At 51.0% G+C, this 25,867-nt stretch carries 19 protein-coding genes; 1 reads left to right on the forward strand and 18 read right to left on the reverse strand.

The genetic code is table 11. From position 1 onward, the window contains the following. Nucleotides 1–194 precede the first annotated feature (194 nt). The 3 genes from L6H65_RS14975 to L6H65_RS14985 form a co-directional block, all read right to left on the reverse strand. A complete protein-coding gene (locus L6H65_RS14975) occupies nt 195–689 on the reverse strand; it encodes an MFS transporter (RefSeq protein ID WP_236343409.1) in 495 nt (164 codons plus the stop codon). Next, a complete protein-coding gene (locus tag L6H65_RS14980; protein WP_236343410.1) occupies nt 665–1,132 on the reverse strand; it encodes an MFS transporter in 468 nt (155 codons plus the stop codon). The genes L6H65_RS14975 and L6H65_RS14980 overlap by 25 nt, the downstream gene beginning before the upstream one ends. A gap of 193 nt (nt 1,133–1,325) precedes the next feature. Next, nucleotides 1,326–2,201: an AraC family transcriptional regulator gene (locus L6H65_RS14985; protein WP_236343411.1), complete on the reverse strand. Its 876-nt coding sequence runs from the start codon at nt 2,199–2,201 to the stop codon at nt 1,326–1,328. Nucleotides 2,202–2,346: 145 nt separating this feature from the next. On the opposite strand from L6H65_RS14985, the gene L6H65_RS14990 reads away from it, so the two are divergent. After that, nucleotides 2,347–4,410 (forward strand): glycoside hydrolase family 31 protein, encoded by a 2,064-nt coding sequence (locus L6H65_RS14990; RefSeq protein WP_236343412.1) that lies wholly within the window; start codon nt 2,347–2,349, stop codon nt 4,408–4,410. A 626-nt stretch (nt 4,411–5,036) separates the two neighbouring features. Here the strand turns inward: L6H65_RS14990 and L6H65_RS14995 are convergent. The 15 genes from L6H65_RS14995 to L6H65_RS15065 all read right to left on the reverse strand — a co-directional run bounded on the left by L6H65_RS14995 (nt 5,037) and on the right by L6H65_RS15065 (nt 25,812). Next, nucleotides 5,037–6,371 (reverse strand): ABC transporter substrate-binding protein, encoded by a 1,335-nt coding sequence (locus L6H65_RS14995; protein WP_236343413.1) that lies wholly within the window; start codon nt 6,369–6,371, stop codon nt 5,037–5,039. Nucleotides 6,372–6,425: 54 nt separating this feature from the next. Continuing rightward, nucleotides 6,426–8,006 (reverse strand): response regulator, encoded by a 1,581-nt coding sequence (locus L6H65_RS15000; protein ID WP_236343414.1) that lies wholly within the window; start codon nt 8,004–8,006, stop codon nt 6,426–6,428. Further along, the gene (locus tag L6H65_RS15005; protein ID WP_236343415.1) at nt 7,984–9,723 is read right to left on the reverse strand and encodes a sensor histidine kinase; all 1,740 of its coding nucleotides are present in this window, start codon (nt 9,721–9,723) and stop codon (nt 7,984–7,986) included. The genes L6H65_RS15000 and L6H65_RS15005 overlap by 23 nt, the downstream gene beginning before the upstream one ends. Nucleotides 9,724–9,966: 243 nt before the next feature. Then, complete coding sequence (locus L6H65_RS15010; protein WP_236343416.1) at nt 9,967–10,638, reverse strand: bifunctional 2-keto-4-hydroxyglutarate aldolase/2-keto-3-deoxy-6-phosphogluconate aldolase; 672 nt, start codon at nt 10,636–10,638, stop codon at nt 9,967–9,969. Between the two features lie 37 nt (nt 10,639–10,675). After that, entirely contained in the window at nt 10,676–11,650 is a 975-nt protein-coding gene (locus L6H65_RS15015) for a sugar kinase (protein WP_236343417.1), read from the reverse strand. Next, complete coding sequence (gene kduD, locus L6H65_RS15020; RefSeq protein ID WP_236343418.1) at nt 11,650–12,399, reverse strand: 2-dehydro-3-deoxy-D-gluconate 5-dehydrogenase KduD; 750 nt, start codon at nt 12,397–12,399, stop codon at nt 11,650–11,652. Before kduD ends, L6H65_RS15015 begins: the two co-directional genes overlap by 1 nt. 41 nt (nt 12,400–12,440) lie before the next feature. After that, nucleotides 12,441–13,274: a 5-dehydro-4-deoxy-D-glucuronate isomerase gene (kduI, locus tag L6H65_RS15025; protein WP_236343419.1), complete on the reverse strand. Its 834-nt coding sequence runs from the start codon at nt 13,272–13,274 to the stop codon at nt 12,441–12,443. A 67-nt stretch (nt 13,275–13,341) separates the two neighbouring features. Then, complete coding sequence (locus L6H65_RS15030) at nt 13,342–14,949, reverse strand: glycoside hydrolase family 43 protein (protein ID WP_236343420.1); 1,608 nt, start codon at nt 14,947–14,949, stop codon at nt 13,342–13,344. Between the two features lie 43 nt (nt 14,950–14,992). After that, nucleotides 14,993–16,147 carry an AGE family epimerase/isomerase gene (locus L6H65_RS15035; protein WP_236343421.1) on the reverse strand — a complete coding sequence of 385 codons (1,155 nt, stop codon included), beginning with the start codon at nt 16,145–16,147 and terminating at the stop codon, nt 14,993–14,995. 51 nt (nt 16,148–16,198) lie between these two features. Next, the gene (locus tag L6H65_RS15040; RefSeq protein ID WP_236343422.1) at nt 16,199–18,148 is read right to left on the reverse strand and encodes a beta-L-arabinofuranosidase domain-containing protein; all 1,950 of its coding nucleotides are present in this window, start codon (nt 18,146–18,148) and stop codon (nt 16,199–16,201) included. 33 nt (nt 18,149–18,181) lie between these two features. Next, nucleotides 18,182–21,283 (reverse strand): glycoside hydrolase family 2 TIM barrel-domain containing protein, encoded by a 3,102-nt coding sequence (locus L6H65_RS15045; RefSeq protein ID WP_236343423.1) that lies wholly within the window; start codon nt 21,281–21,283, stop codon nt 18,182–18,184. 154 nt (nt 21,284–21,437) lie between these two features. Further along, complete coding sequence (locus L6H65_RS15050; protein WP_236343424.1) at nt 21,438–22,274, reverse strand: carbohydrate ABC transporter permease; 837 nt, start codon at nt 22,272–22,274, stop codon at nt 21,438–21,440. Between the two features lies 1 nt (nt 22,275). After that, the gene (locus L6H65_RS15055; RefSeq protein ID WP_236343425.1) at nt 22,276–23,181 is read right to left on the reverse strand and encodes a carbohydrate ABC transporter permease; all 906 of its coding nucleotides are present in this window, start codon (nt 23,179–23,181) and stop codon (nt 22,276–22,278) included. A gap of 112 nt (nt 23,182–23,293) precedes the next feature. Next, entirely contained in the window at nt 23,294–24,628 is a 1,335-nt protein-coding gene (locus L6H65_RS15060; RefSeq protein ID WP_236343426.1) for an ABC transporter substrate-binding protein, read from the reverse strand. 143 nt (nt 24,629–24,771) lie between these two features. Further along, nucleotides 24,772–25,812: a dienelactone hydrolase family protein gene (locus L6H65_RS15065; RefSeq protein ID WP_236343427.1), complete on the reverse strand. Its 1,041-nt coding sequence runs from the start codon at nt 25,810–25,812 to the stop codon at nt 24,772–24,774. Nucleotides 25,813–25,867 lie beyond the last annotated feature (55 nt).

The raw sequence follows: 25,867 nt of genomic DNA on the forward strand, positions 1-25,867 counted from the left end.
ATGCATATTAGATTGCCTTCCAATAGGTTAATTGTCAACTATTTTCTTTTTTTCAAATATTAATATGAACATATTGAAATTCATTGTCCGATGCTTGAAGCAAAAATCCGCCTTATTCAAACATTAAAGCGGCAAACCGAGGCGCTATTTCATGCCTGATCTGCCGCTTTTATATACCCTTTTACCAGTTTCTATCAAGCAACATCGCGAATAGACTTCATAAAAACCGTGAACAGAATCGCTGCCGTCAATAGCAGCAAGCCGTTTACAAGCAGTACGTTGGAGGCGCTGTACACATCGGCCAAATACGAACACACCGCAATGCCGATCGGCGGAGCAACCGTTGTGATCGAGCTGATCATAGCGAACACCCGCCCCTGTATATGCTCGTCTATCCGCATTCGCAGCAGAGTGGTAGCGAGTACGGTGCAATACGAGAACAGGAAACCGTGAACCAGAATGAGGGGCATGCCAAGCCAAGCCGACGGGATAAAGGATAAGCTAATAAACACCGGGCCAAGAAGCAGCATTCCTCCTAAAATAACCAACCCTCTTTTTGTAAACCGCTGATCCCATTTCATAATCATTGCAGCGCCAACGATATAACCAATCGGGATACATGCCTCGAAGAGACCGAACTGGAAGCTTGTCGCATTCCATTCTTTCACCAGCATGACCTGCACCAGCATAAGCGAGGACGCTCCATACGGTTCTGCTCTATCGGACTGGGAAAATGGCCGGCAGCCATCACTAAAATCCCCGATAGCAGCAAAGTTGCCGCGCAAATGCAAACCGCTGCTCCGCCGCCAATCCAGGCGACAAGTATGCCGCCGATTGACATCCCCGCAATACGGGCAATATTATCAGCAATGCTTAGCATTCCGGAAGCTTTTTGAATATGCTGCTTGCCTACGATGTGAATAATGGAAGATTGCAAGGCTGGAGCCTGAAATAAAGTGATAAAAGAGGTTACTCCCGTAAGAATAAAAATAATAATAATCGTTGTCCCCGGCACAAATATACAAACTGCAATGCCTAGCACCGTAATCGCGCGCAGAAAGTCAGAGAGATACATAATCTTCCTGCGATCCATCCGATCAACAAAGGTACCTGCGAAAGACCCGAAAAACAACCCCGTTCTCACATTAAAGTGATCACGGGGTTGTTTCTGAAACCGATAACGGCTTATTGAAATGCATAGCCCTCATATTTGATTGTACACAAACTATTATACATCGCGAAAACTTCATTCGTAAATCGTTATCATTTATACACCGGAACGTCTACATCTTAGCCAAATCCGCTATTCTCGCGCTGTTCATTGCTCAGTCTGTTGTATGTTTATTCCGATATCGCAGCGGCGTCGTGCCCAGCACTTTTTTAAACAGGTTAATGAAATAGGAAGCATTATCAAAGCCTACTTGATTGCCGATATGCTCTACGGACAGGTCCGTCTTCTCCAGCAGCCGGCAGGCTTGCTTCACTCTTCTTGCAGTCAGGTACTCTGTAATGCTCGTTCCGGTCTCCTCGCGAAATATCCGGGATACATAGTTTCTCGATAAATGCAGCTCTTTGGCCAGCCTGTCCAAATCGAACTTTTCATGATAATGATTTTCCACCCAGCTCATAATCTTATCGGCGTAGCGGGAGGGGCGATTTCCTCTTGGCTGCTTGTCCTCGTCCGAGCGCAACGATCCATTGTCCGGCAAATAATTGATCATCTGCAGGAACAAAATCGCCAGCTCCTCGTCTTCCCCGCCCCTCCCCTGCTGCAGCGCCCTTTCATATTGGTCAAATATGAACTCCATTCCGCTGGCTCCGGATTCTAAATCATACACATGCGCTATATTTGAACGATTGCACAGCGTATGATACCGCAGCTTACGATAGGGGAACGGCTGTAATTGCTTGTCTATTAATCGCGGGTCCGCATAAAAGATGGAACGGATATACGGGCGCTCAGGAGCCACATCCGCATAAACTTGATGAAGCTGGTACGGCTGAAAGCAAAAAAACATGCCTCTTCTAATCTCGAACGTTTGCTGATTGACCACAATGGAGCCGGCTCCTTCGTGGACAAGCAGAAACTCCCAGCACTGATGCCAATGATAATAGCCTTTGAAATGGTCCTCAATATGAATGCGGTAATCCCACAGCACGGAATTGGGCTCTAAATTAACGGGCTCGAACAGTTTGCTCATAGTTCCTCCATGTTGGATAATAGACAAACATTTTTTGATACCCTAACACAATTTATCGGGTTAATAAATCGTTATACTGATAATAAATAACGTTAAACTTACTTGCAAGCACACATTGTAATTATACTCGGAAAAGAGGTTTGACATGGAAAACCTATTAAACGGCATTTGGAAATATCGTTACGGCGCCCCTGAACAGCATACGCCGCTTCTGTATCGGGAGAAAGCGATAAGCCATGAACCATTACAGCGTCTTCACTGTGAAGGAGTTGCTCCGTTCTCCGATGAGCAAATTATTGCGAAAGAAACTGCTCGCGGGATTACGGTCGAGCTTCCGCTGAAGAGTGAGGAGCATATTTACGGATTCGGGCTGCAACTGCACCGCGTCGATCATACAGGCCGCAAAAAGGTGCTTCGTGTGAACAGTGACCCCGTTGCGGATACAGGCGACAGCCATGCTCCGGTTCCCTTCTATGTCTCCACAGCCGGTTATGGCGTGTATGTGGACACATCCAGATACGCAACGTTCTACTGCGGCACAAACCTGCGCAAAGGCGACTCGGAGCATAAGAAGCTTGAGAACAAAGAGGTCGGCACTTCCGAAATTGAGCTGTACGGATATCAGGTTTCCGAGGGCGACCGCACAGTCGTGATCGATATTCCTGCTGCACGCGGAATCGATATTTACTTTTTTGAAGGTCCTGATCTGACAGCCGCTGTCCAGCGGTATAACCTGTTCTCGGGAGGCGGCTGTCTGCCGCCGCTATGGGGACTGGGCATGTGGTACCGGGCATATAGCGCCGCGAGTAAGGAGGATGTGACGCGGCTTGCGCATACTTTCCCGAACGATCAAATGCCAGTAGATGTATTCGGCTTTGAGCCCGGCTGGCAGTCCAGAGCTTATTCCTGCTCATTCGTATGGGATAACAATCGGTTTCCCGAACACGAATCCATGCTCGGCGAATTGTATGATCTGAACTATCGCGTTAACCTGTGGGAGCATGTTTTCGTACATCCAAGCTCTCCAATATACGAAGGGTTGAAAGAGTTTTCCGGCGATTACGAGGTTTGGGAAGGCCTTGTTCCCGATTTAGCCGAGCCGGAATCGAAAACTATTTTCTCCGAGCATCATCTTAAAGAATTCGCAGCCAAAGGAATATCCGGCTTTAAGCTCGATGAGTGCGACAGCTCTGATTTTGTCCATTCCAGCTGGTCTTTCCCGGATACGACTGAGTTCCCTTCCGGCATGGATGGGGAACAGATGCACAATCAATTAGGAACGCTGTATCAATCGGCCATTCTCGCTCCGTATGAAACGCTGGGCGTACGAACGTTGTCCCAGGTCCGCTCTTCTGGAGCATTGGCTTCGCCATATCCGTTCGTGCTGTATAGTGATCTATACGATCATAAAGTTTTTATTCGCGGCGTTGTAAATTGCGGATTCTCAGGACTGCTCTGGTCGCCGGAGGTGCGTCAGGCGGAGTCGGCCGAGGACTTGATTCGGAGAATACAAACGACAGTGTTCTCCCCGATGGCGCTGCTTAACTGCTGGAGAATTCCGAATCCGCCATGGATGCAGGTGGACCGTGAGAAAAATATTAACGGCGAATTTCTGGACAACTACGAACAGATTCGCGATATTTGCCGCTCCTTATTCGAAATTCGCATGTCGCTCATCCCGTATCTCTATACAGCGTATGCGCGCTACCATTATGAAGGGCGTCCGCCGTTCAGAGCGCTCGTCATGGATTATCCGAATGACCCGAACGTATATGAGATCGATGACGCCTATATGATGGGCGATTACATGCTGGTTGCGCCAATGGTTGAGGGTGAAACGGAACGAAGCGTTTATTTGCCAGTGGGGACCTGGCACTGCTTCTGGACGAACGAAACGTATGCCGGCAGTCAACATTATTGCGTATCGCCAGGACTGGAGCGCATTCCGGTATTCGTTAAAGACGGAACCCTGCTGCCTCTCGCCCAGCCGCTACAGCATGTTGCCGATGACGCAGTATTCGATATTTCGTTCCGCAGCTTCGGCGACAACGCCACAACGTGTATGCTCTACGAGGACGACGGCAAGACCTATGAATTCCGTGAAGGCTGCTACAATTGGGTTCAGGTGACTGCGCTGTCAGAAGGCAATTACGAAATCAATCGAACCGGAAACTATACGGGACAGCGTTACAGTTTTAACAAGGATTGAACATAACGGCAAGGGAATGTTTCTTCCGATCACTGTTGGGAATGTTTCTTCCGATCGCTGTTGTTCCCGGGATTCTTGAATTGGGGTTGTTGATGGTGGAATCCCGGGAACAAAGGCGAGCGCTTGCGCTTCTCCAGAAACATTCCCCTTATCTATATTATGAACCCCCAATCCCTTTAAACAGGCTGCCCATCGCGGCTATGCCGTAACGCGTTTTCTTTTGCAGGAAATGGCTTGCACCGGGAGTGGCAGCAACGGTTGAAGCATCATAGAAACATACCATAGTCGAATAACCGAGGTTGTTGAGGAAGTCCAATGGATGTGGACCAATAAACTCCAACTATACCTGCAAGAAGTCGCTCATAGCTGCAAAAATACATCTCCTGCATCAAATAGAGCTGCTCACAGACGGAGTAACTGCAAAAATACATTAAATATCGCCAAAACCTAGCGCATTCGATACTTTTCTGGTTTTTTGATGTACTTTTGCAAGTGAATGGCTTGAAATGGTCCATACTGGGCATGTTACCTGTATTTTTGCTGCAATGGAGGTGAAAGCAACGGCGGCTGGAGCAGCAATACGGTGGGAAATAACAAAACTGCCAACCCCTCTTCTATTATTGCGTTCACTGTTGAATGGCTTTCACCTGTTTGTCATATTCCGCGTCGGCCCGCTTCATATAATCGTATACGTCCCCGTCTTTTATAACGAGATCCTGCAGCAGCTTATAGAACCAGTTGCGGAATTCCGGAGGAATTTGATTCTCGCCCCACCAGTTGTTAATCGCTAGTGATTTGTGTACATTCGGATCAGCCATGACGCGCAATACTTCCTGCATTTGCTCGCCTACTTCGTAGGTGATTTTTTCTTTTGTCGTTGGAATCGCGTTTGTCGTTTTGAGATATTTTGCATATTGTTCAGGCTCAAGGAAGAACCGAATAAACTTTTTCATTGCTTCCGTTTTGTCGGCATCCTTCATGGCATCCGTTGACAAGGACCAGCCGATCGGAGAGGGAAGTCCGACTATGTTGGTCTTGCCTTGCCGGTCAGGAACCGGATACCAGCCGAACTCAAAGTCAGGGTCTGCTTGTTCAATTTGTCCGAACATCCATGGACCAGAGAACAATTGCGCGGCTTTGCCTGAAATAAGCATAGATGCAATCTGGTTGTCTGCTGTGCTTAACCAATCCTTATTCACATAGTTGGCAAACAGCTCTTTATAATCTGTAATGGCTTGCACTACATTCGCATCCGTGAAGCTTACTTGCTTGGATGTACGCTTGGAATTCCAGTCCGGGTCGTTCGCGTATAGTTGATCGATCAGAAATTTATTCGTCCAGAAGCCCATATGAAAGATATCTTTGCCGCCGATTGCAATCGGCGTTATGCCGGATGCTTTCAGCTTTTCCTGGATCGCTAGAAACTCGTCATAGGTTTGCGGCAGTTTCGTAATGCCCGCAGCCTCATAGGCCTGCTTGCTATAAATGAGGCCATGCGGTGCTTGGGTGTAAATGGGCACATTGTACGCTTTGCCGTCAACCGTCGGCAGATTCTCGAATAAACGTTGCAGATCAGACGGCAGCTCTGCAATTTTGCCTGCGTCTGCAAATATTTTTGTATCTCGAATTTCGACCAGATCGGGGAATTCGCCGACCGCATCTTTTATTTTCAACCAATCCAGGTAGGATGACGATGTTGTTTCGCTTATATCTACAATTTGGATAGCCGGATTTGCTTCCATAAACGCTTTAATGGCATATTCTATTGCTTCTTTCGTACCCCGGTCGCCACTCGCGTAACCGATCGTGAATAAAACTTCCTTCTGCTCGATGCCGGTGCTGCCGTTATCGCCCCCATCAGGGCCGGAACCATTATTCCCCTTGTTGCCGCTTGCGCATGCCGATAGGATCAATGTCAGCGATATGGCGGCAGCGAATATTTTCAACCAAACTTTGCCCATAATGAAAACCTCTCCTCTGCGGAGCACCTGTTGATGTTGCCGGACGGACGTTCTTTACCCTCTCGCATCTTGACGATAATCATTCGGAACCTTGCCCATATGCTTCTTGAACATATCGCTGAAATGTCTGGCGTTGCTATATCCAACTTGCTCGGCAATTTCATAAATCATCCTGTCCGTTTGCGTCAGCAGGCGAACCGCCTCTTTCATGCGAATATCGGTTACGTATTGCTTGAAATTTGTTTTCGTATGCTTTTTGAAGAAGCTGCTAAAGTAATAGGGGTTCATGAAGGCGATGCTTGCGACAGATTCCAGCGTAATTTCCTCATTATAATGATCATGAATATATTGGACAACCTTCGCCATGAGCAGCTTCCCCTGATTGCCGGCCTGATCGTCCAGACCAAGGTGAAACTCATCCAGCACACGGATGATTTCCGCCTTAAGCTCTTCATAGGTTTCATATTCCGCCAGCTTGTTCTGAAGCTCATGCATATCAATGGCAGCGCTGGAGAGCGCCCCAGTCTTCGTGAACGCTTGCATAATCGACATGACGGACGAAAAGCATGCAGCAAGCGTAAGACTCCGGCTCGGATAGGACGCCAGACGAATCGTATCAAACAGCCCGGCCAAAGAGACTTCCGCCTCCTTCCATAACCTGCTTGTCAGATGACGGATCACTTCTTGCTGACCATTATAAATTTGTTGTTCAAGCGATTGCTTCTGCTCGACAGGCTTATACACATATACATCGTTCAACCCGTCAAAAAATTTCCGCTCAAGCGCCTGCTCGGCTTGCCCATATGCAGCAGAAAGCGACAACAGCTCATCAGCCGGAGCGGATATGCCAATCGATACATTCAGCTTCAGAAAGGAACGGATTTTCCCCAAAATATCACGGGCTAAAATGTTCGCTTTCGTTAGCTCTCTGCTTAAGTACACATACCGGTTATTTTTCATGAAAATATGCCCGATGCCCGAAGAGACAACAACCTCTTGAAGGATATTGCTTACTGCAAATTCGACCAGCTTCGCCTCATGATCCGTCCATCTCTCGGAACGATTGCTCCTGTAATCCAACTCGACAATGCCAAGGCAATACTGCTCGTACGGAATCCATTGTTTCGCCAATCGATATTCATTGGTTTGCGGCGACAGTTTGCCTCTTGCAAGCAAGGCCAATATTTCTTGAATCTCTTTATCCCGATTTTTATGCTCCAGCTGCTGCAGCTTTCCTTTACGTATTTCTTCCTCTTGACGCTTATTGAAATAATCGATCGTCTTATTCAACACCTCATCGAGCTTCGATTTCTCAACAGGCTTAACGATATAATCAACGGCTCCGTAAGTAATCGCGTCGCGGGCATAATTAAAATCCTGATAGGCGCTAATGAAGATGACTTTGATCGGCAAATTGTTTTCCTTAATTTTTTTTATAATTTCAATCCCGGTCATATGGGGCATGCTAATATCGCTAATGACAATGTCCGGCCGCTGCGTGTCAATCAGATTCATAAGCTCTCGCCCATCCGAGGCTTGTCCTACGATTTCCATGCTGTACGAAGGCCAGTCAATCATTTTGCGCAATCCTTTAATAATCCACGGTTCGTCATCAGCCAAGATTACTCGCAGCATCGTTATCCTCCTTAATGGGAAATCGCAGCTGAATCGATGTGCCGACATGCTTCCTGCTGCTGATGGCAAGGCCGTATTCTTCCCCGCATGCGGAACGAATTCGTTCATGCACATTTTTGAGCCCTACACTTTTGGTCGGTTTGGCGGGATCGGCCAACGCGCGATGAAGACGCTCCACTGTCTCTGCGTCCATTCCGATGCCATCATCAAACACCGTCACTAGTAGCTGATCCTCTTGTCTTTCTATCGTAATGCCAACGGTCCCCTTCCCTTTAGGCTGAAGGCCGTGCTGAATCGCGTTTTCAACAATCGGCTGCAAGGACAGTTTGAGAATGTGCCAATTCATATTTACGTTATCCATGCTATCTATTTTTAGCTCAAAGCGTTGTTCATACCGAACATCAATAATATAAAAATAATCTTGCAAATGCTGCAATTCTTTATGCATCGGAACCCAATCTTCGCCATAATCAATGACATATTTGAGCTGTTTCGACAAGGACAGGATCATATCGCCTACCTCGTCGGCATCATGATGGATGGCGTTCATCCGTATAACCTCAAGCGTATTATATAAATAATGAGGCCGTATTTGACTTTTCAACGCATACAGCTCTGCCTGTTTTTGTTTAATCTCGGCCACATAGACCTCATCGATAAACGATTTCAATCGCTCCACCATTCGATTGAAGCCATGAACGAGCCTGCCCAGCTCATCATTGGACCGGACCTTGACATTAGCGGCCAGATTGCCCGATTCAACCTTCGTCATCTGGATCGTCAACGCCCGAATCGGCCCTGCCAACCGACGGGAAAACCACCCGCCCATAATGATAAGAACTAACGAACAGATCACAATGGCGATGTACACAGCATCCCGCGTAGTGCCGATTTGATTGTACAGGCTTTGCTTATTTACGTTTACAGTCACTTTGCCTTGCAGAAATGGGATTTCTTCGCTTAACACAAGCATATCATTGCTTGTTTCGCTCCATCCTTGCAATTCCGTATTGCTGAAAAAAACTTCGTTCGCGTTGTTAATGATATATATTTCATCATGCTCGCCTAAATTTAGTTCCTTATAAAATTGGTCGAAAATCGCCGGGTCGATGTCAAAAAACAACGTCCCGACAACCTTAGGTTGATTCGTGAGAAGCCCGGATGTATCGATTAAATTTCGTCCCACCGTGATGACCGACTTTTCAGACTTCATGAAATAAGTTTCTTCATGGGTCGGAATGATTGCCAATTGCTTCGGCTCCTTATTTAAAACCTGCATCCACTGCTCCAAAGGCAGCAGATCGGGCAAAAATGCCTGATTAATTTTCCCTTGATAAAATATTTGCTGATCCGAGGCGCGAACAAAATAAACGCTTCTAATATAAGGATCACTATATAATACCGTTTTCAGAAACGCTTCAACCGGAATTTGATTAATTTGTCCTAATACATCGACTTGATGCGACTGATCGATATCGTTCTGAGATCTGTACATCAGCTTGGAAGTTTCATTGTACTCTTTGAAAGCAGCGTTGATATTAAAGCCCATGTACATAATCATCTGCCGCAAATTGTTTTCCGTATACCGTTCAACATGGCCTGTAAAGGTTTGAACAGAAAAGTAGCTGAGCGCAAACAACGGTATAAGCCCTACTACTATAAAAGAGGCGGAAAATTTGAAAAACACACTGTTCCACTGCAGCTTCCATCTGCTCACCGGCTGTTCCCTCCTCTTACTGCATGTATCATTATTATAACCGGAAATGACTCGACATTCGTCCCTATTCTGGCGTTCGGCTGTCCATAACCGGTTTCAATCAACTGCAAACAGGGCATTGCATCTATGCGCTGCCCTGATCGTGCCGGCTGTAAGTAAAAAGCCCATGAAAAATCACGGGCCCTCCGAACCTGCAAGCTTATAAGCCGCAGCGCAAGGTAAACTCTACTCTGTTGACTGCCACTAGCTCAACTCCCGTTTCGCTTCCTGATACGCCTCTGTATACGCCCGCGCTTTCTCGATAACCAGCTCATAATTACTATGTTGGACCGCTTCCTTCGTCAGGTCCGAGCCGATGCCTACCGCAAAGGCCCCGGCCGCGAGCCAATCCTTCAAATTCGAGAGGTTCACTCCGCCTGTCGGCATCAAGCTTACTTGCGGCAGCGGACCTTGTATCGCAGCGATAATGGATGGATTGTACAAATTTCCGGGAAATAATTTCACCACATCCACACCCAGCTCCAGCGCTTCTGTCATCTCCTTGATCGTCATCGCGCCAGGCATCACCGGCACCCGGTACCGGTTGCACAGCAGAACCGTTTCCTTATGAAGCGCCGGCGATACAATGAACTCGGCGCCCGCCAATATGCAGGCTCGCGCCGTCTCGGAGTCGAGCACCGTGCCCGCGCCGATCACCGCGTAATTCGCCGCCTTGGGATCGCTGCTCTGATATTCCTTCACAAGCGTCTCGATTGCTTGCAGCGCACGGGGCGTCGTCATCGTAACCTCGATCACCCGAATGCCGCCGAGCACCGCATGCCGGGAAAGCTGAACCGCTTCCTCCGCAGAGTTGCCGCGAATGACGGCTACAACGCCCGCAGCCTTTATTTGTTCAAGCAGATCATACTTCCGCATCGCCTTCGTCTCACACTCCTTTCCATCTTGTCCTCGTCTATCTTTCGATATGCCCGGTACGGTTTAAGATCGCCTCGACCTCGCTCCAGAGAGGCAGAGCCTCCCAATCGCCAGGCTCCTGCACGACCAGCGAGCCGACGATGCTTCCGAGCTTCAGCGCTTCAACGGGAGACAAGCCTTTAGTGATCCCCGCCAGAAATCCTGCTGCGAATCCATCGCCGGCTCCGACAGGGTCTACCAGCCAATTAATGTGCTCAAACGGCCTTCGATGCAGCTCCCCGCCTTGAACGAGCCAATTTTCGTTCCCTGCGCTTTTGATGACCGTCATTCCGGGCAGCCTCCTGACGTTCGCAAGCAGCGTCTCCTCATCATCCGTATCGTAGATCAGCCCCAGCTCATCATAGCCAGGCAGGAAATAATCAGCGGACTGCGCCAGCTCCTGAATGATCGGGCGCGCCTGCTCGACCGTCCACAGCTTCAATCTCAGGTTAGGATCGAAGCTGATGCGAACGCCTGCTTGCTTGGCGATGCGGATCGCTTCCCGCACCGTATCCAGACACGATGAGCCTAGCGCGGCGGTAATGCCGGTAATATGCAAAATCCCGGCATTCGCAATATATTCGGCATCCAGCAGCTCAGGCGTCATTCGGCTTGCGGCAGAGCCGCTGCGGTAGTAGTAAACGGACAGCTTCCCGCGCGCCGATTCTCGCAGCATTAACCCTGTCGGAGCCTCTTTCGTCTTGACAGCGCGGGAGACATCTACCCCTTCGCCCCGTATGCCCTTGAGAATCCCGCGTCCCATCGGGTCATCGCCAAGCATGCTGAACCAGCCGCAGCGGCAGCCAAGCCTCGCCAGCCCGATAGCCAGATTGCTCTCCGCGCCACCAAACGACTGCGCCAGCTCGCGGCCGCTGCCCAGCCCGCGACCGTCTCCCTCCGCGTACATCAATGCCATACTCTCGCCAAAAGTGACAACGTCCAGCTGCTGCAGCTCCCCTTTAAGGCCAGCCATTAGCGCGCCATCCATCCACCGTCCACGTTTAGAACGTGGCCGTTCATATAATCCGATGCAGCCGAAGCAAGGAACACAACCGGTCCCATCAAGTCTTCCGGCAGCCCCCAGCGGCCTGCGGGGATCCGTTCCGTGATCGCCTTGTAACGATTGGCATCCGCTGCAATCGGCGCCGTATTGTTCGTCGTCATATATCCCGGCGCGATCGCGTTTACTTGAATGCCGCCGGAAGCCCACTCGTTCGCCAGCGCCTTCGTAATGCCCGCAATCCCGTGCTTGCTCGCGGTATAGCCGGGGACGTTGATGCCCCCTTGGTAAGATAACATCGATGCAATGTTAATGATCTTGCCGCTTCCCCGCTCCAGCATATGGCTGCCGACCAATTGGCATAAGAAGAAGGCGGAATTCAAATTCAGATCGATGACGTCATACCAGTCTTTTCTTTCATGGCTGACAGCAGGAGCACGGCGAATCATCCCGGCGTTATTCACAAGCACATCAATTCGTCCGAAGATGCCCAGCGCTTCTGTTACTGCCGATTCCAGCTTGTCCGCATCGCTTAGATCAGCGGATATTTGTTCAATCCGGCCGCCAGCCTCCCGAACCAGCCGAACGGTTTCATCGCAATTGGATGAAGCCACCGCAATAATACTGGCGCCCGCCTCCGCAAGCCCGAGCGCCATGCCTTGTCCAAGACCGCCCGAAGCGCCTGTAACAAGCGCTACTTTCCCGTCCAATCGAAACAACATTCCCGCTCATCCTCCAATCGAATACTGCCAATAATTACATTTTATTTTAGAGCTGTCATAGCAACGGCATCCATATCCTCGAACGTCTGATTCTCTCCAGCCATTCCCCAAATAAAGGTGTAATTGCTCGTTCCTACACCGCTGTGAATCGACCAGCTCGGAGAAATAACCGCTTGCTCGTTTCGAACGACCAGATGACGAGTCTCCTGCGGCTCACCCATGAGGTGGAAAACGACACTCTCCTCGTTCATATCAAAGTAAAGATATACTTCCGACCTGCGGTTATGCGTATGGCAAGGCATCGTATTCCACATATTGTTCGGCTTCAGCAGCGTCATGCCCATGACCAGCTGGCAGCTTTGAATGCCGCCTGTATGAATATATTTATAAATCGTGCGCTCATTGGAGTTCGCCGGACTGCCCAAATGCACCGGAGCCGCTTCACTGATTGCCGCTTTTTCCGTCGGATAAGCATGATGAGCCGGGGTTGAATTCAAATAAAACTTGGCAGGCTGAAGCGCATCATCGCTCGCCATCACGACCTCCCGGCTTCCTAAACCGATGTACAAACAATCTTTGGACGCCATTTCGTATACCGTACCGTCAACCGTAATCGTCCCTTTGCCCCCGATATTGATAATGCCTACCTCTCTCCGTTCCAGGAAAGTGTCAGCGCCAATCGTATGCTTATCGGCTTCAAGCTTGACGGGCTGATGAACAGGGACTGCTCCGCCCACGATAAACCGGTCTACATGGGAATAGTACAAGGTTAAAGCATCTGCCTTGAACAACGATGCAATCAAGTACTCCTCGCGCAAGCGCTCTGTATCGAAGCTCTTGGATTGCTGCGGATGGGATGCATAACGAATTTCCATTTGAAAACGCTCCTTTTTCATGTGCTGTTTTGTTTACTGCTGATAACGATCTCGCTGCAGCATGCAGCTATAATTCCGTAGGATTCTCGTTATATTCGAAATAATCGAAATCTGCATGCTTCCGGAAGCCGGTCAAGTCTTGGCAGCATAAGCCGACGAGAGCCCCCGTGAACCAGCCCTCCTTGCACGCTTCATCAGATAACGTGCTAGCGTCGAGAACCGGTCCGATCCCCACAAACGCCTCTTCGCCTTCCGTTGAATAGAAAAATTGAAGCTTATCGTGATCCACCTCAGCGCGAAGCCATATCCGCTCCGCGTTATCCGGCAAAGAAACGTACCCGGCCGGCTCCGCGTAGCCATTGTTGACAGCGGACAAAATGCTGATGCACCGTCCCAAATCCTCATGAAACGTCACATGCAAATAATAATAATTGTGCGTGTCGTACAGGCAGATTAAGCCGGCCATTTGCTTGAAGCTCACCGGATCGAATTCGAGGCATGTGCTTGCTGTGAATTTGAGTTCTTGCCAGCGTCTTGCGATAAGGCTCTGCCTGTATTTCGAGCCGAGCCCTTCCCGGCCGTACAGTCTGAGATGCCCTTTCCTCTCCGCAAGCGAATAAAAGGTGCTGTCGAGCGGAATGCGCAACGACTGAAAATGTATATCCAGCTGCTCGCTGTCGAAATCGTCGCGCGCCGGTCTGCTCGGGAACGGGTGCGGCGGAAGATGGGGAGCTTCCACCTCTGCATCCGGCAGAACAGTGCCATTCGCCAACCGAAGCCAGCCGTCCTCAGTCCACTCGACCTTCTGGATAGCCGTTTCCCGGCCAAGCGTATATTTACGGTTGCCGTTCTCCATCCGGTTCTCCAGCGCCCGTCCGCAGAGGTGAACCATATACCAATCGCCATTCCCCGTTTCAACAAGATCGCCGTGGCCGGATTTCTGCAGCAGCAGGTCCGGATGATCCCTGGCTGTCAGCAAGGAATTGCCCCCATACGCTTCGTATGGCCCGAACAGACTTTTCGACCTTAGCATCGACTGCCCGTGGCCTTCGCCCGTTCCCGTGTCCGCCGCGAACAAATAATAATAGCCGTTCCGCTTGTAAATATGCGGGCCTTCGAGAAACGTCTCGGCGCTCGCATATATCGTAACCGCTTCGCCGATCATGCGCTGTTCCTGCACGGAGTATTCCTGAATGACAAGCTGCCCCTTGTACCGCTTCGTTACGCGGTGATCCGTGACCATGCTGACGATATATTTGCGTCCGTCGTCATCATGGAACAACGAAGGATCGAAGCCGTAGCTGTTCAAATAAATCGGCTCGGACCATTCTCCCCGGATGTCCGTTGCCGTCACCAGATAGTTGGGGGTGTCGTACATCGGGACATAAAAGGAATTAACGACGGTATAGACCAGGTAATAGATGCCGTCATGGTAAGTCAGGCAAGGAGCCCAAACTCCCTGCGAAGCGCCGATTCCTCTTAGGTCCAGTTGAGAGACGCGGTTCAGCGGACGGGTAATAAGCTCCCAATGAACGAGATCTCTGGAATGATGGATTTGCACACCGGGAAACCATTCAAATGTAGACGTAGCAATGTAATAATCTCCGTCTACTCGAATAATGGACGGATCGGGATTGAAGCCTCTCAGAATCGGGTTGCGTATCTTGTTGTTCAAAGCCTTGTCCTCCCTTTCTTATTCGTATCCCCGCAATTAGCGTCTACCACAAATAAAGGTCGTTGCCTTTCAGCTTGAAGATCGCTTCCATGAAGTAATAATCTCCGTAAATAATGGCGTGATGATGCGTCTCGGCAAAATAGGCTCCCGTACCATAGAGCAGAATATGATCCGTATCGGCCGACCAGTCGATCCGCGATTCATCCAGCGTTCTCAGCAGCTTCAACGCCGCCGACACGAACGAGCGGCTTTCATGTCCGCCGACGGCCTTGGCGATTTCGATGAACCCGCATGCAGCGATTGCTGCTGCCGTATCATCCGCGAGCCGAGGCTCCTCTGGCTGCCTGAAATCGACTGGGATGATGCCGTCCTCGGGTATGTTGGCGATGAAATAATGCGCAACCCGCTTCGCTGCCTGCAAATACTCGTCCTTTCCGGTATGCATATAACTCATCATGAATCCGTACAGCGCCCACGTCTGCCCGCGCGTCCAGGAAGATCCTTCCTCATGGCCCTGGCCGCCGTAAGTCTTGACCACCCCTCCGTTGAAAGGGTCGAACTCGACAATATGGTTGACGGAGCCGTCCGGACGGACAAAGGCCGATATCGCCGTATCCGCATGCTTGACCGCAATTTGCTTGAAGCGCGGATCTCCCGTTTCTTCCGATGCCCAATAGAGTAGAGGGAGGTTCAACAAACAGTCGATAATGGCCCAGCCTCTCGTATCCTCGTCCTTTAAGTCGTTCCATGCGCGTATGAAGCCGCCCGCGAGATTGAAACGGCCTGCCAACAGGGTTGCAGCATGGAGCGCCCGCTTCCGGGATTCCAGATTGCCGGTCACTTTGTAATTCGCGACGCTGGTAGGCTGCCACATAAATCCGACGTCATGATGCAGGCCGTAAAACTCCTCAAAGCACCGGTCCATCTTGGCTTCGGAAATTTGCGCAATCTCCTTGTATTTCTCGTTGCCGGTTTCATGATGCATGAGCCATAACATGCCTCCCCAAAAACCGTTCGTCCACCAGTTAATGCCATCTGCCGCAGCGCCCGTCGTATTATCGACCGCCCGGTCGTCATGCACGCCGTTAACCGTTGTATAAGGAATTTTGTTCCGAGAACGCTCGCTGACCGCATCCATCTTCGCCGTCAATTTCGTTATAACGCTCTCCAGCCATTGTCGTTCAGTATCGTTTAGCACGAGCTGATCCTGCCTTTCATTGTGGATTTGCTTCTTCATGGTGATGCAGTATCATATCGGGACAACGGGAAAATAAACCGTGTACCGCTCATCCTTGATCTCATGCAGCGGAATGAACCGGAAGTTGCTGCTCTGTCCATAAGTCCGGTAATATCCGGCATTCCACCAGCTATGGTTGCGCTCCCGATCAGGTGTCAATACCGACTCCGGCTTGCCGATTTCGCCGGTCAACTGCCGCTCTTCCTCTATCAGGCCAGCCAGTACAACGGGTCCATCGACGAAGGCGACCCGATCCGGCGCTCCCGGCAATGGTTCGGCCACGAGCGATTTGGGGAACTGAACCGTGATCGTATCTCCATCACTCCAGTAGCGCCGCAGCTCGTAGAACCCCGCGCCGCCGGGGACATCATCCCGACCTGCGCCATTTACCGTCACAACAGCTTTGCCGCTTATCCACCAAGGGAGGCGCAATTTGAGCGTAAACTCCGCTGCTTTGGCCGTTGACACTGTTACCCGATAGCTGAAGCAGTCCGGACGGCTTGCGGGAATTGGCAGCTTATCTACCTCCGTGATGGCTTTCATCCCTGTGACCGACCATTTGTTCAGCGGATACAAGCCATGCTGCCCGTCCTGCGCAATCTCAATGCCGATCTCGCCCCCGTCCTGCTCGAAGGTCAAGGCAGACGGAATCCATTGCGTAATGGCAATGCCCTGCGCGTCCCGCATATAGATTTGTGTTTCGTAAGCCGCGTTGGCCTGCACAAGCGTGCCGTGGCAGCACCAGAAATGCTGCGTTTCCGAGCCCCATACTTTGCGGCTGCCGGGACCGACGCCGAGAAAATAAGAGATCATCCCCGTGTCCTCGTGCTGATGAGCCAGCACACCGTTCACAAACCGCCGCTCCCAATAGTCGGCATAGGCGCTGTCTCCTGTCCAGCGCAGCAGCATATGGGCGAGCCTCATCATGTTGTAATTGCAGCAATGCTCCTGCCCCGCTCCCAGCCTGGCCGCCATCCTCTCAGGCGGCAGCCATAGCTCGCCATCGTCTCCCGCGCCTGTGCATAAATAGCCCCGTGTCGTGACGGCACAGCTCCAGAACGCATCTACAATGCGACGAAAACGCTCGTCGCCGGTCACTTCATACACGCGGGCCGCACCCAATATTTCCGGTATTTGCGTATTGGCATGCTTGTTGCTTAGCACATCCTCCCCGGCCAGCAGCCGGTCGAACAACCTGCGGCGCTCGTATCGGAGCATCAGCAGCCTGTGCGCCTCCTCGCCGGTCGCACCATATAAGTCAGCCCATGTCTCCAGCATCCCCCCGGTTTCCATATCGAGCAGCTCATCGAGCTGCTCCCGCGAGAAATGTCCGGTCCACTTGTCGAACCATGACGCCATCCCTTTCATAATGTGAAGCGCCTGTTCGCTACCCGCCAGTTGGTACATTTCGAACAGTCCCATCAACAGCTTGTGAATCGTATAATGCGGCGCCCAGACCCATTTGCCGTTCACAAGCCGGTTCATAAACGATTCGGGAAACGCCGCCAGCCATTGACCGCCGCTGGCCTTCTGGCATTTCGCAAGCTCCGCCACGATCGTATCGGCCTTCGCCTTCACCATCGCATCCTTCGTTTGCGCGTAGATGCGCGCCGCAGCCGACAGCCAATGCCCCATGAAATGGCCTCTGAGCTCGCAGGTGACCGATTCCCAGCCCCAATGCCAATGCTCGGGGCCTTCCATACTGGTCGTAGAAGCGGTTGTTGTCCCTCCATTGCCGCTGTAGCTCCACAATCCAGCCTCCATATAGAAGCTGCGGAGCAGGTTTTGATTCGTCAAGCTCATCACATAGGACTTGTTAAGCTGAAAGCGGTCTGACAGCGGTCCTTCGCTTAGTTGGGCCGTTCCGGGTTTCATATCCCTGAATATCGGGATCATATCGCTCACCTCGCTCTTGTCATACTGAGTGCCCTGCACCGCGCGCGTCGGGGCGGTACATTTCATTATCCAGCCGCGATAAATCCGGATGCGCTACAATTAGCATTCGTCTTCCTTGAAGACGGGCGTCAAGCTCAGTTCAAACGAAAACTCCTTCTCCTGCAGCCTGTAATTTTCATGCAGCTCCGGACCGCAGGAGTTGGAGCCGATGCCGCTCATTTTATAATCCAGATGCACAATCGTTTCCTTACGCGGACGCAGCTCGTAGTTGTGCCCTGCGGCTGCCAAATCCTCCGGCTTATAATGCAAAGCCTGGAACGAAAACGGCATCGGGGCCGTACATTTGATGCCCATGCCCTGTCTGTTCGAGACGATCGCCCATTCCGTACCGTAATGCGATCCGTTCTCCTGCGGCTTGATGTAATTTTCGAACATGTCGTCCACGGACAGCTCGTACTTGCCCATACGCGCGCTTAGTCTCTTGTCCGTATAGCTTTCGTGCGGACCATATCCGAAATATTCGACCTCTTCCGTTCCTGCCGGCATTGTCAGTTGGAGGCCGAAGCGCGGCAGAAACGGCAAATCCTCGCGCACCTTGGCATCAGTGCGAACCGATATGCCGCCGTCATGGCCGAAGCGCCAGACCGCCGTCCCGTTCATGAGCGGATATCGGGTATATCCTCCGAGCGAGTAATGCACCGTAATCTCCACGCCCCCGCCCGGGGACACTGTCCACTCGCAGCGGTACACCTTCATCGACGCCCTGTCGTACCCCTCCGTGATCCATTTTGCTTTTATTTGCTGATCATTATCGGTCGGGGCCCGCCATATATTCCACCTGGCAGGAGCGGCAAGCATAGAGACACCATGTCTCGATATGCCGATGAGCGTACCATTGTACAAATCAAACGTATGACGGAAGTCAAAGCCCTCCATGACGAGCAAATGCCCCTCCGCAATGACATCCATCGGATGGCCGTGCAGCGGATGGCCGTGCAGCGGATGGCCGTGCATATGATTGCTGTGCATCTGATTGCTGTGCAACGGATGGCCGTGCAGCGACTCCGGCGGCTCCGGCTGTACAGACGGCAGCTCAAATTGTGCAAACGCAATTTCGTAGCCCGGCTCGGACCAGCGGGTTTCCCGCTTCTGCCGGCAGGACAAGGTAAGGAAATAACGCCCTTCCTCCTGCGGAAGCGAGTACGGAAGCACAAGCGTTTGCTGCCCGCCGTGCGGCGCGGCGTCGAGCTGCCCGACATGCCCTTGCTGAATGATTGCACCGTCCTTCTCTACCTTCCAATGCAGCGCCAGATGGGACAGATCGATGAAATCATACAAATTCGTCAAGCGCACCCGCCCGCTCGCAAGCTCCTTGGCATCGAATCTGACAGGGGCGATGACTTGTTTCAATTCCAGCAGCCCTGTATGCGGAACCCGGTCCGGGGAGACCAATCCGTCGATGCAAAAATTGCCGTCATTCGGCTGGTCCCCGAAATCGCCTCCATATGCGAAATAGCTATTGCCGTCCGCCGTCTCGGTTTTGATTCCATGATCGCACCATTCCCAGACACAGCCGCCCATCAGCTTCGGATATTTATAAATGACATTCCAGTAATCCTGCAAATCTCCGGGACCATTGCCCATCGCATGGCTGTATTCGCACAGGAACAACGGCTTTGCCGCCGAATCTTTCTTGGCGTATTCCTCAATAAACGTTACCGACTCATACATATGGCTTTCCAAATCAAGGTCGTCAACATGGGTGCTGCCTTTGTAACGGACCGCCGCTCCTTCGTAATGGACAAGCCTTGACGAATCGCGCGCGCGCGTCCACCGGGCCATCGCGAGATGGTTGACGCCATAACCCGCCTCGTTTCCGAGCGACCAGATAATGACACAGGAGAAGTTTTTGTCCCGCTCGACCAAGCGCTCGGCTCTGTCTACAAACGCTGCTTCCCATTCCGTATTGTCCGACAGTCTGTTGAGCGCGCCGTCGGCGTACTTCTCCGCCGAGCTCATGCCGTGCGCCTCCAAATCCGCCTCGTCGATCATATAAAACCCGTATTCGTCGCACAGCTCAAGAAATCTGGGATCGTTCGGATAATGAGCCGTGCGGATCGTATTGATGTTGTGCCGCTTCATTAAATTCAAATCCTGGACCATATGGCTGAGCGGAATTGCCGCGCCAAGCTCCGGATGGGACTCATGGCGGTTGACTCCTTTCAGTTTTACCGCTCGCCCGTTGATGAGGAACACCCCGTCCTGGACCCGGATTTGCCGGAAGCCGACCCTGAACACCAGCACTTCTTCACCGGCAAAGACATTAACGCTGTACAAATACGGCTGCTCTGCATTCCATAGCGTCGGCTCCGTGATCCGAATTTCAATAGTCCCGGAGCCATCGATGACAGCGGCTGCGGCGCCAACCGTTTCACCGCTGGCATCTTTCACCTCAACGGCAACCTCCCGGGAGCCCGTTGTTTCTACCTCGCACCGCAGCTTGCCGATATCGAAATTGTCCGAAAGCTCCTGTCTGATGAAGACGTCCCGAACATGCGCCTTGTCTCTTGCGAGCAAATAAACGTCACGGAATATGCCCGAATACCGCCACATATCCTGGTCCTCCATATAAGTACCATCGCACCATTTCAGCACCATGACGGCAATGCGATTGTCGCCTGTTCTCAAATAAGGGGTGACGTTAAATTCGGACGGATTTCGGCTTCCCTGGCTGTAACCGACGAACGCGCCGTTTATCCATAAGTAAAAGCACGAATTCACCCCTTCGAAGACGATATAGTTCTCCTTGTCCTTCCAGGCTTCCGTCACTTTGAACGTTCTGACGTAAAGTCCCGCAGGGTTGTTGTCCGGTACAAACGGAGGATCGCAAGGAATCGGATAGTTCGTATTCGTGTAGTGCAGTTGGTCGTATCCGTTCGTCTGCCAGCAGGACGGTACAACCAAATCATCCCATCCGCTTACATCCGCATCCGCCTCAAAAAAGTTGTCCTCTGCATCCTTCACGCTGGCATGGTAACGAAACTTCCAGGCTCCGTTCAACGTACGGTAAAACGGCGAACGGGAGCGCTTGCGCGAAGCAGCGGAAAGGGTATCCGCGTAAGGAATATAGTAGGCTCTCGCCTGTTCCCGATTGGCATGCAGCAGCTTCTCGTTCTCCCAATATCTCTCGATTGAAATCACAACAATTCGCTCCTTCTTGATACAGATGGCCCATTATGGACATTACGCCAATCCAGCCCGTTCAGCTTGGCAAGCAGCTTCGACACTGACCAAGCTGCTAGATGGCTATGGCCCTCGCTTGAATGAGCAAGGGCCGTTTGTTAATATGATTGAATTATCCTTTAATCGCCCCGGACGATACGCCTTTTACGAAATATTTCTGAAGGGTGAGGAATGCGATAAGAACCGGAATAAGCGACATCGTCGTACCTGCAAAGATCATATCCCAGCGGGAGGAAAATTCTCCGACGTAATAGAACAGCTCGACGATCATCGTTTTCGGCTCGCCGGATGGCAGCACCAGCATCGGCAGAAGGAAATCGTTCCAGATGCCGAGTCCCTGCAGGACGACCATACTGGCGGTAACAGGTCCCAGTAGCGGAAATACAATTTTCCAGAAAATCCCTATCCTGGAGCATCCGTCGATTTCGGCGGATTCCTCTATCTCGCGAGGAACGCCCTTCAGAAAGCTTGTGTACAACAGGACGCCAAAACCTACAGAGCCGGCAATATAGATCATGATCGGGCCGGCCAGAGTGCCGAACAGCCCCATCGCTTTCATTTGCCTGAACAACGGAATCATATACACCTGGAATGGAATCATCATGCCGAACAGAAAATAGACGTAGACGCCATTGGTCCATTTGTTTGCTGTGCGTTCGATTCCATATGCCGCCATCGGAATAATGAACACCATCAAAGCAATGGAGACGACCGTCAGCACCGCGCTGTTGAAGATCGCTTTGGGGTAATCCGTTTCGGTCAGCAAATATTTAAAGCTGTCCAAGTAGACAGCAGCTGGGAACGCAATTGCGTCCCGTAAAATTTCGCCGTTCGTCTTGAACGCAGACATCAGATTGAAGAAGATCGGGAAGGCAAATATAACGGCAATGATCAACGTTACCAAGAATAAGACAATGTCGCTAACCTTTATCTTTTTACGTTTTTTCATGTTACATTTGCACCTCTCTTTTGCGAAGCAGCTTGATTTGAATAAGCGAAACAATCAGAATAATCGCAAATAGTACGAGGGAAAGCGCCGTGCCGAAGCCCTGTCTGCCTTCTCCGAATGCAACTCTGTAAATGATGTAAGTCAATGTTTCGGTTGAAAAGCCGGGACCTCCGTTCGTCATGACGGCAATTTGATCAAACAGCTTGAGCGATCCGATCATGGACAGCATGACACATACCGTTGTCGCACCGGCAAGCAGCGGGAACGTAATATGAATAAATTGCTTCCATCTGCCGGCCCCGTCGATGCTTGCAGCTTCCAGCAGCTCCTGGGGGATGCCTTGCAGCCCGGCCAAATAAATAATCATGTAGTAACCGGCCGCTTTCCAGACCGTTGATAAAATAATCGCCCACAATGCAAAATCCGGATCACCCAACCAATCCAGCTTCCATGACCCAAGCCCGATCTTCTCCAGCAATTGATTGAAAACGCCAAAATTGTAATTGAGAATGATCATCCAAATAAAGCCCATAATAATACCGCTCATCAACACCGGGAAATAAAAGATGCTGCGAAACAAATTGCGGCACCAACGCACCTTGTCAACGAGAATAGCCAATCCCAGCGCTACGATGTTCTCAAGGATAACAAGCGCCACGGCCAGAATGATTGTATTTTTCAGCGCATTATGAACACGCGTGCTTTCCCAAATCTCTTTGAAGTTCTCAAAGCCGATATAACGAACTTCCGGATTAATTCCATCCCATGAGGTAAAGCTTAAATTAATGCTGCTTAATGTCGGCCATATTACAAATATGGTATATAGCAAAAACGAGGGTAATATAAACCAAAAGGTGTAAGTAAGCCACCACTTCTTCTTTTTTTTCTTTACTATAGTGGCGTTCATGGTCTTCTCCTGCCTTCCATGTAAACTGTCCCCGGTGAATAAGATAACCTCCGCCATAAGGCGGGGTTATCTTATCATGCATCGGTTCTTCCGAGCGGTTTAGCAGCTGCTGCTATTGCTGATTTGCTTTGACATTGTTGTCGTATTCAACATCTGCTTGTTTCATGTAATCCGTGACATCGCCATTTTTCATGACAAGGTCCTGCAGCAATTTGTAGAACCAGTTGCGGAATTGAGGCGGAATCGCATTTTCACCGTACCATTGGTTAATCATCATCGATTTCTTAATGTCCGGGTTCGCAACAGCGTCCAGAACCTGCTGCATCACTTCATTGGTCTTAATGTCAACCTTCGCGGCAATGGAAGGAATGCTGCCGGCCTTCTCTGAGTAAGGAGCGTATTGAGCCGGGTCAAAGAAGAAGTTGATGAACTTTTTGAACGCATCCACCTTGTCCGCGTCTTTGGCCGCTTCCGCAGACAGCGACCAGCCTGCCAGAGTAGGCAGACCGTTGATCACAAGGTTGCCTTTACGGTCAGGGAGCGGATAGAACCCAAATTCAAAGCTCGGATCAGCTTCCATGATTTGTCCGATCATCCAAGGGCCGGAGAACAGCTGAGCCGCTTTGCCGGATACGAGAATCGATGCAGTCTGGTTGTCGGCCGTGCTAAGCCAGCCCTTATCGACATAGTTCGTGAACAGTTCCTTGTAATCCGTAATGGCCTGAACAAACTGCGCGTCCGTAAAGCTTGCTGTCTTGGCCGTGCGCTTGGAGTTCCAATCTGGATCTTCGGCAAACACATTTGTGATCAGGAAGTAGTTGGCCCAGAAGCCCATGTGGAACAAGTCTTTACCGCCAACGACGATTGGAGAAATACCTGATGCCTTAAGCTTCTTCTGAATTTCAAGAAACTCGTCGTACGTTTTCGGCAGCTCCGTTACACCTGCATCAGCATACGCTTTCTTGCTGTACAGAATGCCGTTAGGCGCATTGGCGGAAAGCGGAGCGTTGTAATATTTCCCATCATAAGCGGGAAGAAATGTAAACAGGCTGTGCAGCTCTTCCGGAAGCTCGGCCAGCTTGCCGGCATCCGCAAACACCTTCGTATCGCGCATTTCGATAACATCCGGGAATTCGCCTACCGCATCTTTTGTTTTCAGCCAATCCAGATAAGAATCGCTTGTCGTTTCGCTAAGGTTTTTGATCTTAATGTTTGGATACGCTTTCATGAATGCGTCAATTACATCTTCTGTTGCTTTTTTGCCTGACGGATCGCCTGTGGCGTAACCGATTGAAATGGTTACCTCTTTCTGGTCGCCCGATGGATCAGCAGGCGGAGTATTCGTTGACGTATTGCTTGGCTTGTTGTTGTTTCCACTGCAGGCAGCCAATATCATCGATAGGGCAAGTAGGGTGGTGAACAACTGCAGAAACGATTTTCTTTTCATCTTTTTATGCCTCCCTTTCTTTTCGAACCATTTGGATTGAATGGCTTGATTTAAGACTACCATTTCGAATTTTTTTGTTGAATGCAGTTTTTTAAGGCTCGTATGCGGTGATTTTAAGAAGCTTATGTGAAGCTTTCATGCGGTCAAGACATGTCCTTCACGCCTTGCGACAGCGCCCTGAGCAGCCACGGAATTGATTTGTCTCCCGCTATCTCATGGCTTCCGGGATGAATGTCGTACCCGAATCGTTCGCTGGCTCCCCAGCCCGCGTAAGTCTCTTCCAGCTGCGACAGAGCCTGCCGCACATGCTCGACCGGAAATAACGGGTCCTTCTCCCCCGATTCCACGAACAGGGAGCGCGGGGCTATGAGTCCGGCCAGATCCGGCTGCTCCGCACTTAGCAGAATGCCGGGCAAATAGTTGTCAATACAGTGGTGCATAGCTAGAATGCTGCCCTTGAAGGTGTTCGTCCAGCCACACAGCACAGCAGCCTTCACACGTTCATCCAATCCGGAGGCGAAAGCGGCGATCAGGCTCCCCCCGGAAAAGCCGAAGGCGCCGATCCGCTCGGCGTCCGCATCCTCGCGCCCCGATATATAGTCGATAGCCCGCATCGCTTCGAACACACGCATGCCTGCCAGCGTTCTGCCGTACATCAGCAGCTGCGCGGACAGTGTGCCGCATGAGCTGTAATTGGGGGTAGTTCTCAGCTCCTCGGCGATGCGCCGGGCTCCGAAGCCCATAATTTCCGGAATGACAACGAGCATCCCCGCCCTGACCAATTGGACGGCGAACCGATTGTGAATGCCTGGGTCCCCCAGCTCCGCTCCTGCAGGGTCCAATCCGACCGCATCATAATACCCGTTTCCGTGGCCGTGACAGGCAAGAACCACGGGCCAAGGTCCTGTCCCCGCCTTCGGAACCAGCACCAGAACCGGCACATGGACGGCCTCCATCGTCGTATAAGCGATCCGCTCCAGCATGAAACCCCCGTAATCTGTGCGATCCAACAGAACCGCAGCAAGCGGATGCTCCCGCTCGGGGAATTCGCCCAGTGCCCGCTTCAGCGCATTTCGCAGTTGCTCCCGCCGCTCTATCGGAAGAAGATGCTCCCGCTTCAGTTTTACCCGCGCTTCGGTGTCCTCATATACCCGCTTTAGAAAAGCATCCATTGACCAATCCATCTTCATCCCCACCTCAGTAAGAAAGCCCTTCCATCCAGAAGGATGAGAAAGGCTT

The organism is Paenibacillus plantiphilus (assembly GCF_927798095.1).
GTDB classification, from domain to species: domain Bacteria; phylum Bacillota; class Bacilli; order Paenibacillales; family Paenibacillaceae; genus Paenibacillus_Z; species Paenibacillus_Z plantiphilus.

Excerpts from the sequence above, each read along its gene's own strand:
- L6H65_RS14975 (WP_236343409.1), bottom strand. The coding sequence starts at position 689 with ATGCTGGTGCAGGTCATGCTGGTGAAAGAATGGAATGCGACAAGCTTC.
- L6H65_RS14985 (WP_236343411.1), bottom strand. The coding sequence starts at position 2,201 with ATGAGCAAACTGTTCGAGCCCGTTAATTTAGAGCCCAATTCCGTGCTG.
- L6H65_RS14990 (WP_236343412.1), top strand. The coding sequence starts at position 2,347 with ATGGAAAACCTATTAAACGGCATTTGGAAATATCGTTACGGCGCCCCT.
- L6H65_RS14995 (WP_236343413.1), bottom strand. The coding sequence starts at position 6,371 with ATGGGCAAAGTTTGGTTGAAAATATTCGCTGCCGCCATATCGCTGACA.
- L6H65_RS15000 (WP_236343414.1), bottom strand. The coding sequence starts at position 8,006 with ATGCTGCGAGTAATCTTGGCTGATGACGAACCGTGGATTATTAAAGGA.
- L6H65_RS15010 (WP_236343416.1), bottom strand. The coding sequence starts at position 10,638 with ATGCGGAAGTATGATCTGCTTGAACAAATAAAGGCTGCGGGCGTTGTA.
- L6H65_RS15015 (WP_236343417.1), bottom strand. The coding sequence starts at position 11,650 with ATGGCTGGCCTTAAAGGGGAGCTGCAGCAGCTGGACGTTGTCACTTTT.
- kduD (WP_236343418.1), bottom strand. The coding sequence starts at position 12,399 with ATGTTGTTTCGATTGGACGGGAAAGTAGCGCTTGTTACAGGCGCTTCG.
- kduI (WP_236343419.1), bottom strand. The coding sequence starts at position 13,274 with ATGGAAATTCGTTATGCATCCCATCCGCAGCAATCCAAGAGCTTCGAT.
- L6H65_RS15040 (WP_236343422.1), bottom strand. The coding sequence starts at position 18,148 with ATGAAATGTACCGCCCCGACGCGCGCGGTGCAGGGCACTCAGTATGAC.
- L6H65_RS15050 (WP_236343424.1), bottom strand. The coding sequence starts at position 22,274 with ATGAAAAAACGTAAAAAGATAAAGGTTAGCGACATTGTCTTATTCTTG.
- L6H65_RS15055 (WP_236343425.1), bottom strand. The coding sequence starts at position 23,181 with ATGAACGCCACTATAGTAAAGAAAAAAAAGAAGAAGTGGTGGCTTACT.
- L6H65_RS15060 (WP_236343426.1), bottom strand. The coding sequence starts at position 24,628 with ATGAAAAGAAAATCGTTTCTGCAGTTGTTCACCACCCTACTTGCCCTA.
- L6H65_RS15065 (WP_236343427.1), bottom strand. The coding sequence starts at position 25,812 with ATGGATTGGTCAATGGATGCTTTTCTAAAGCGGGTATATGAGGACACC.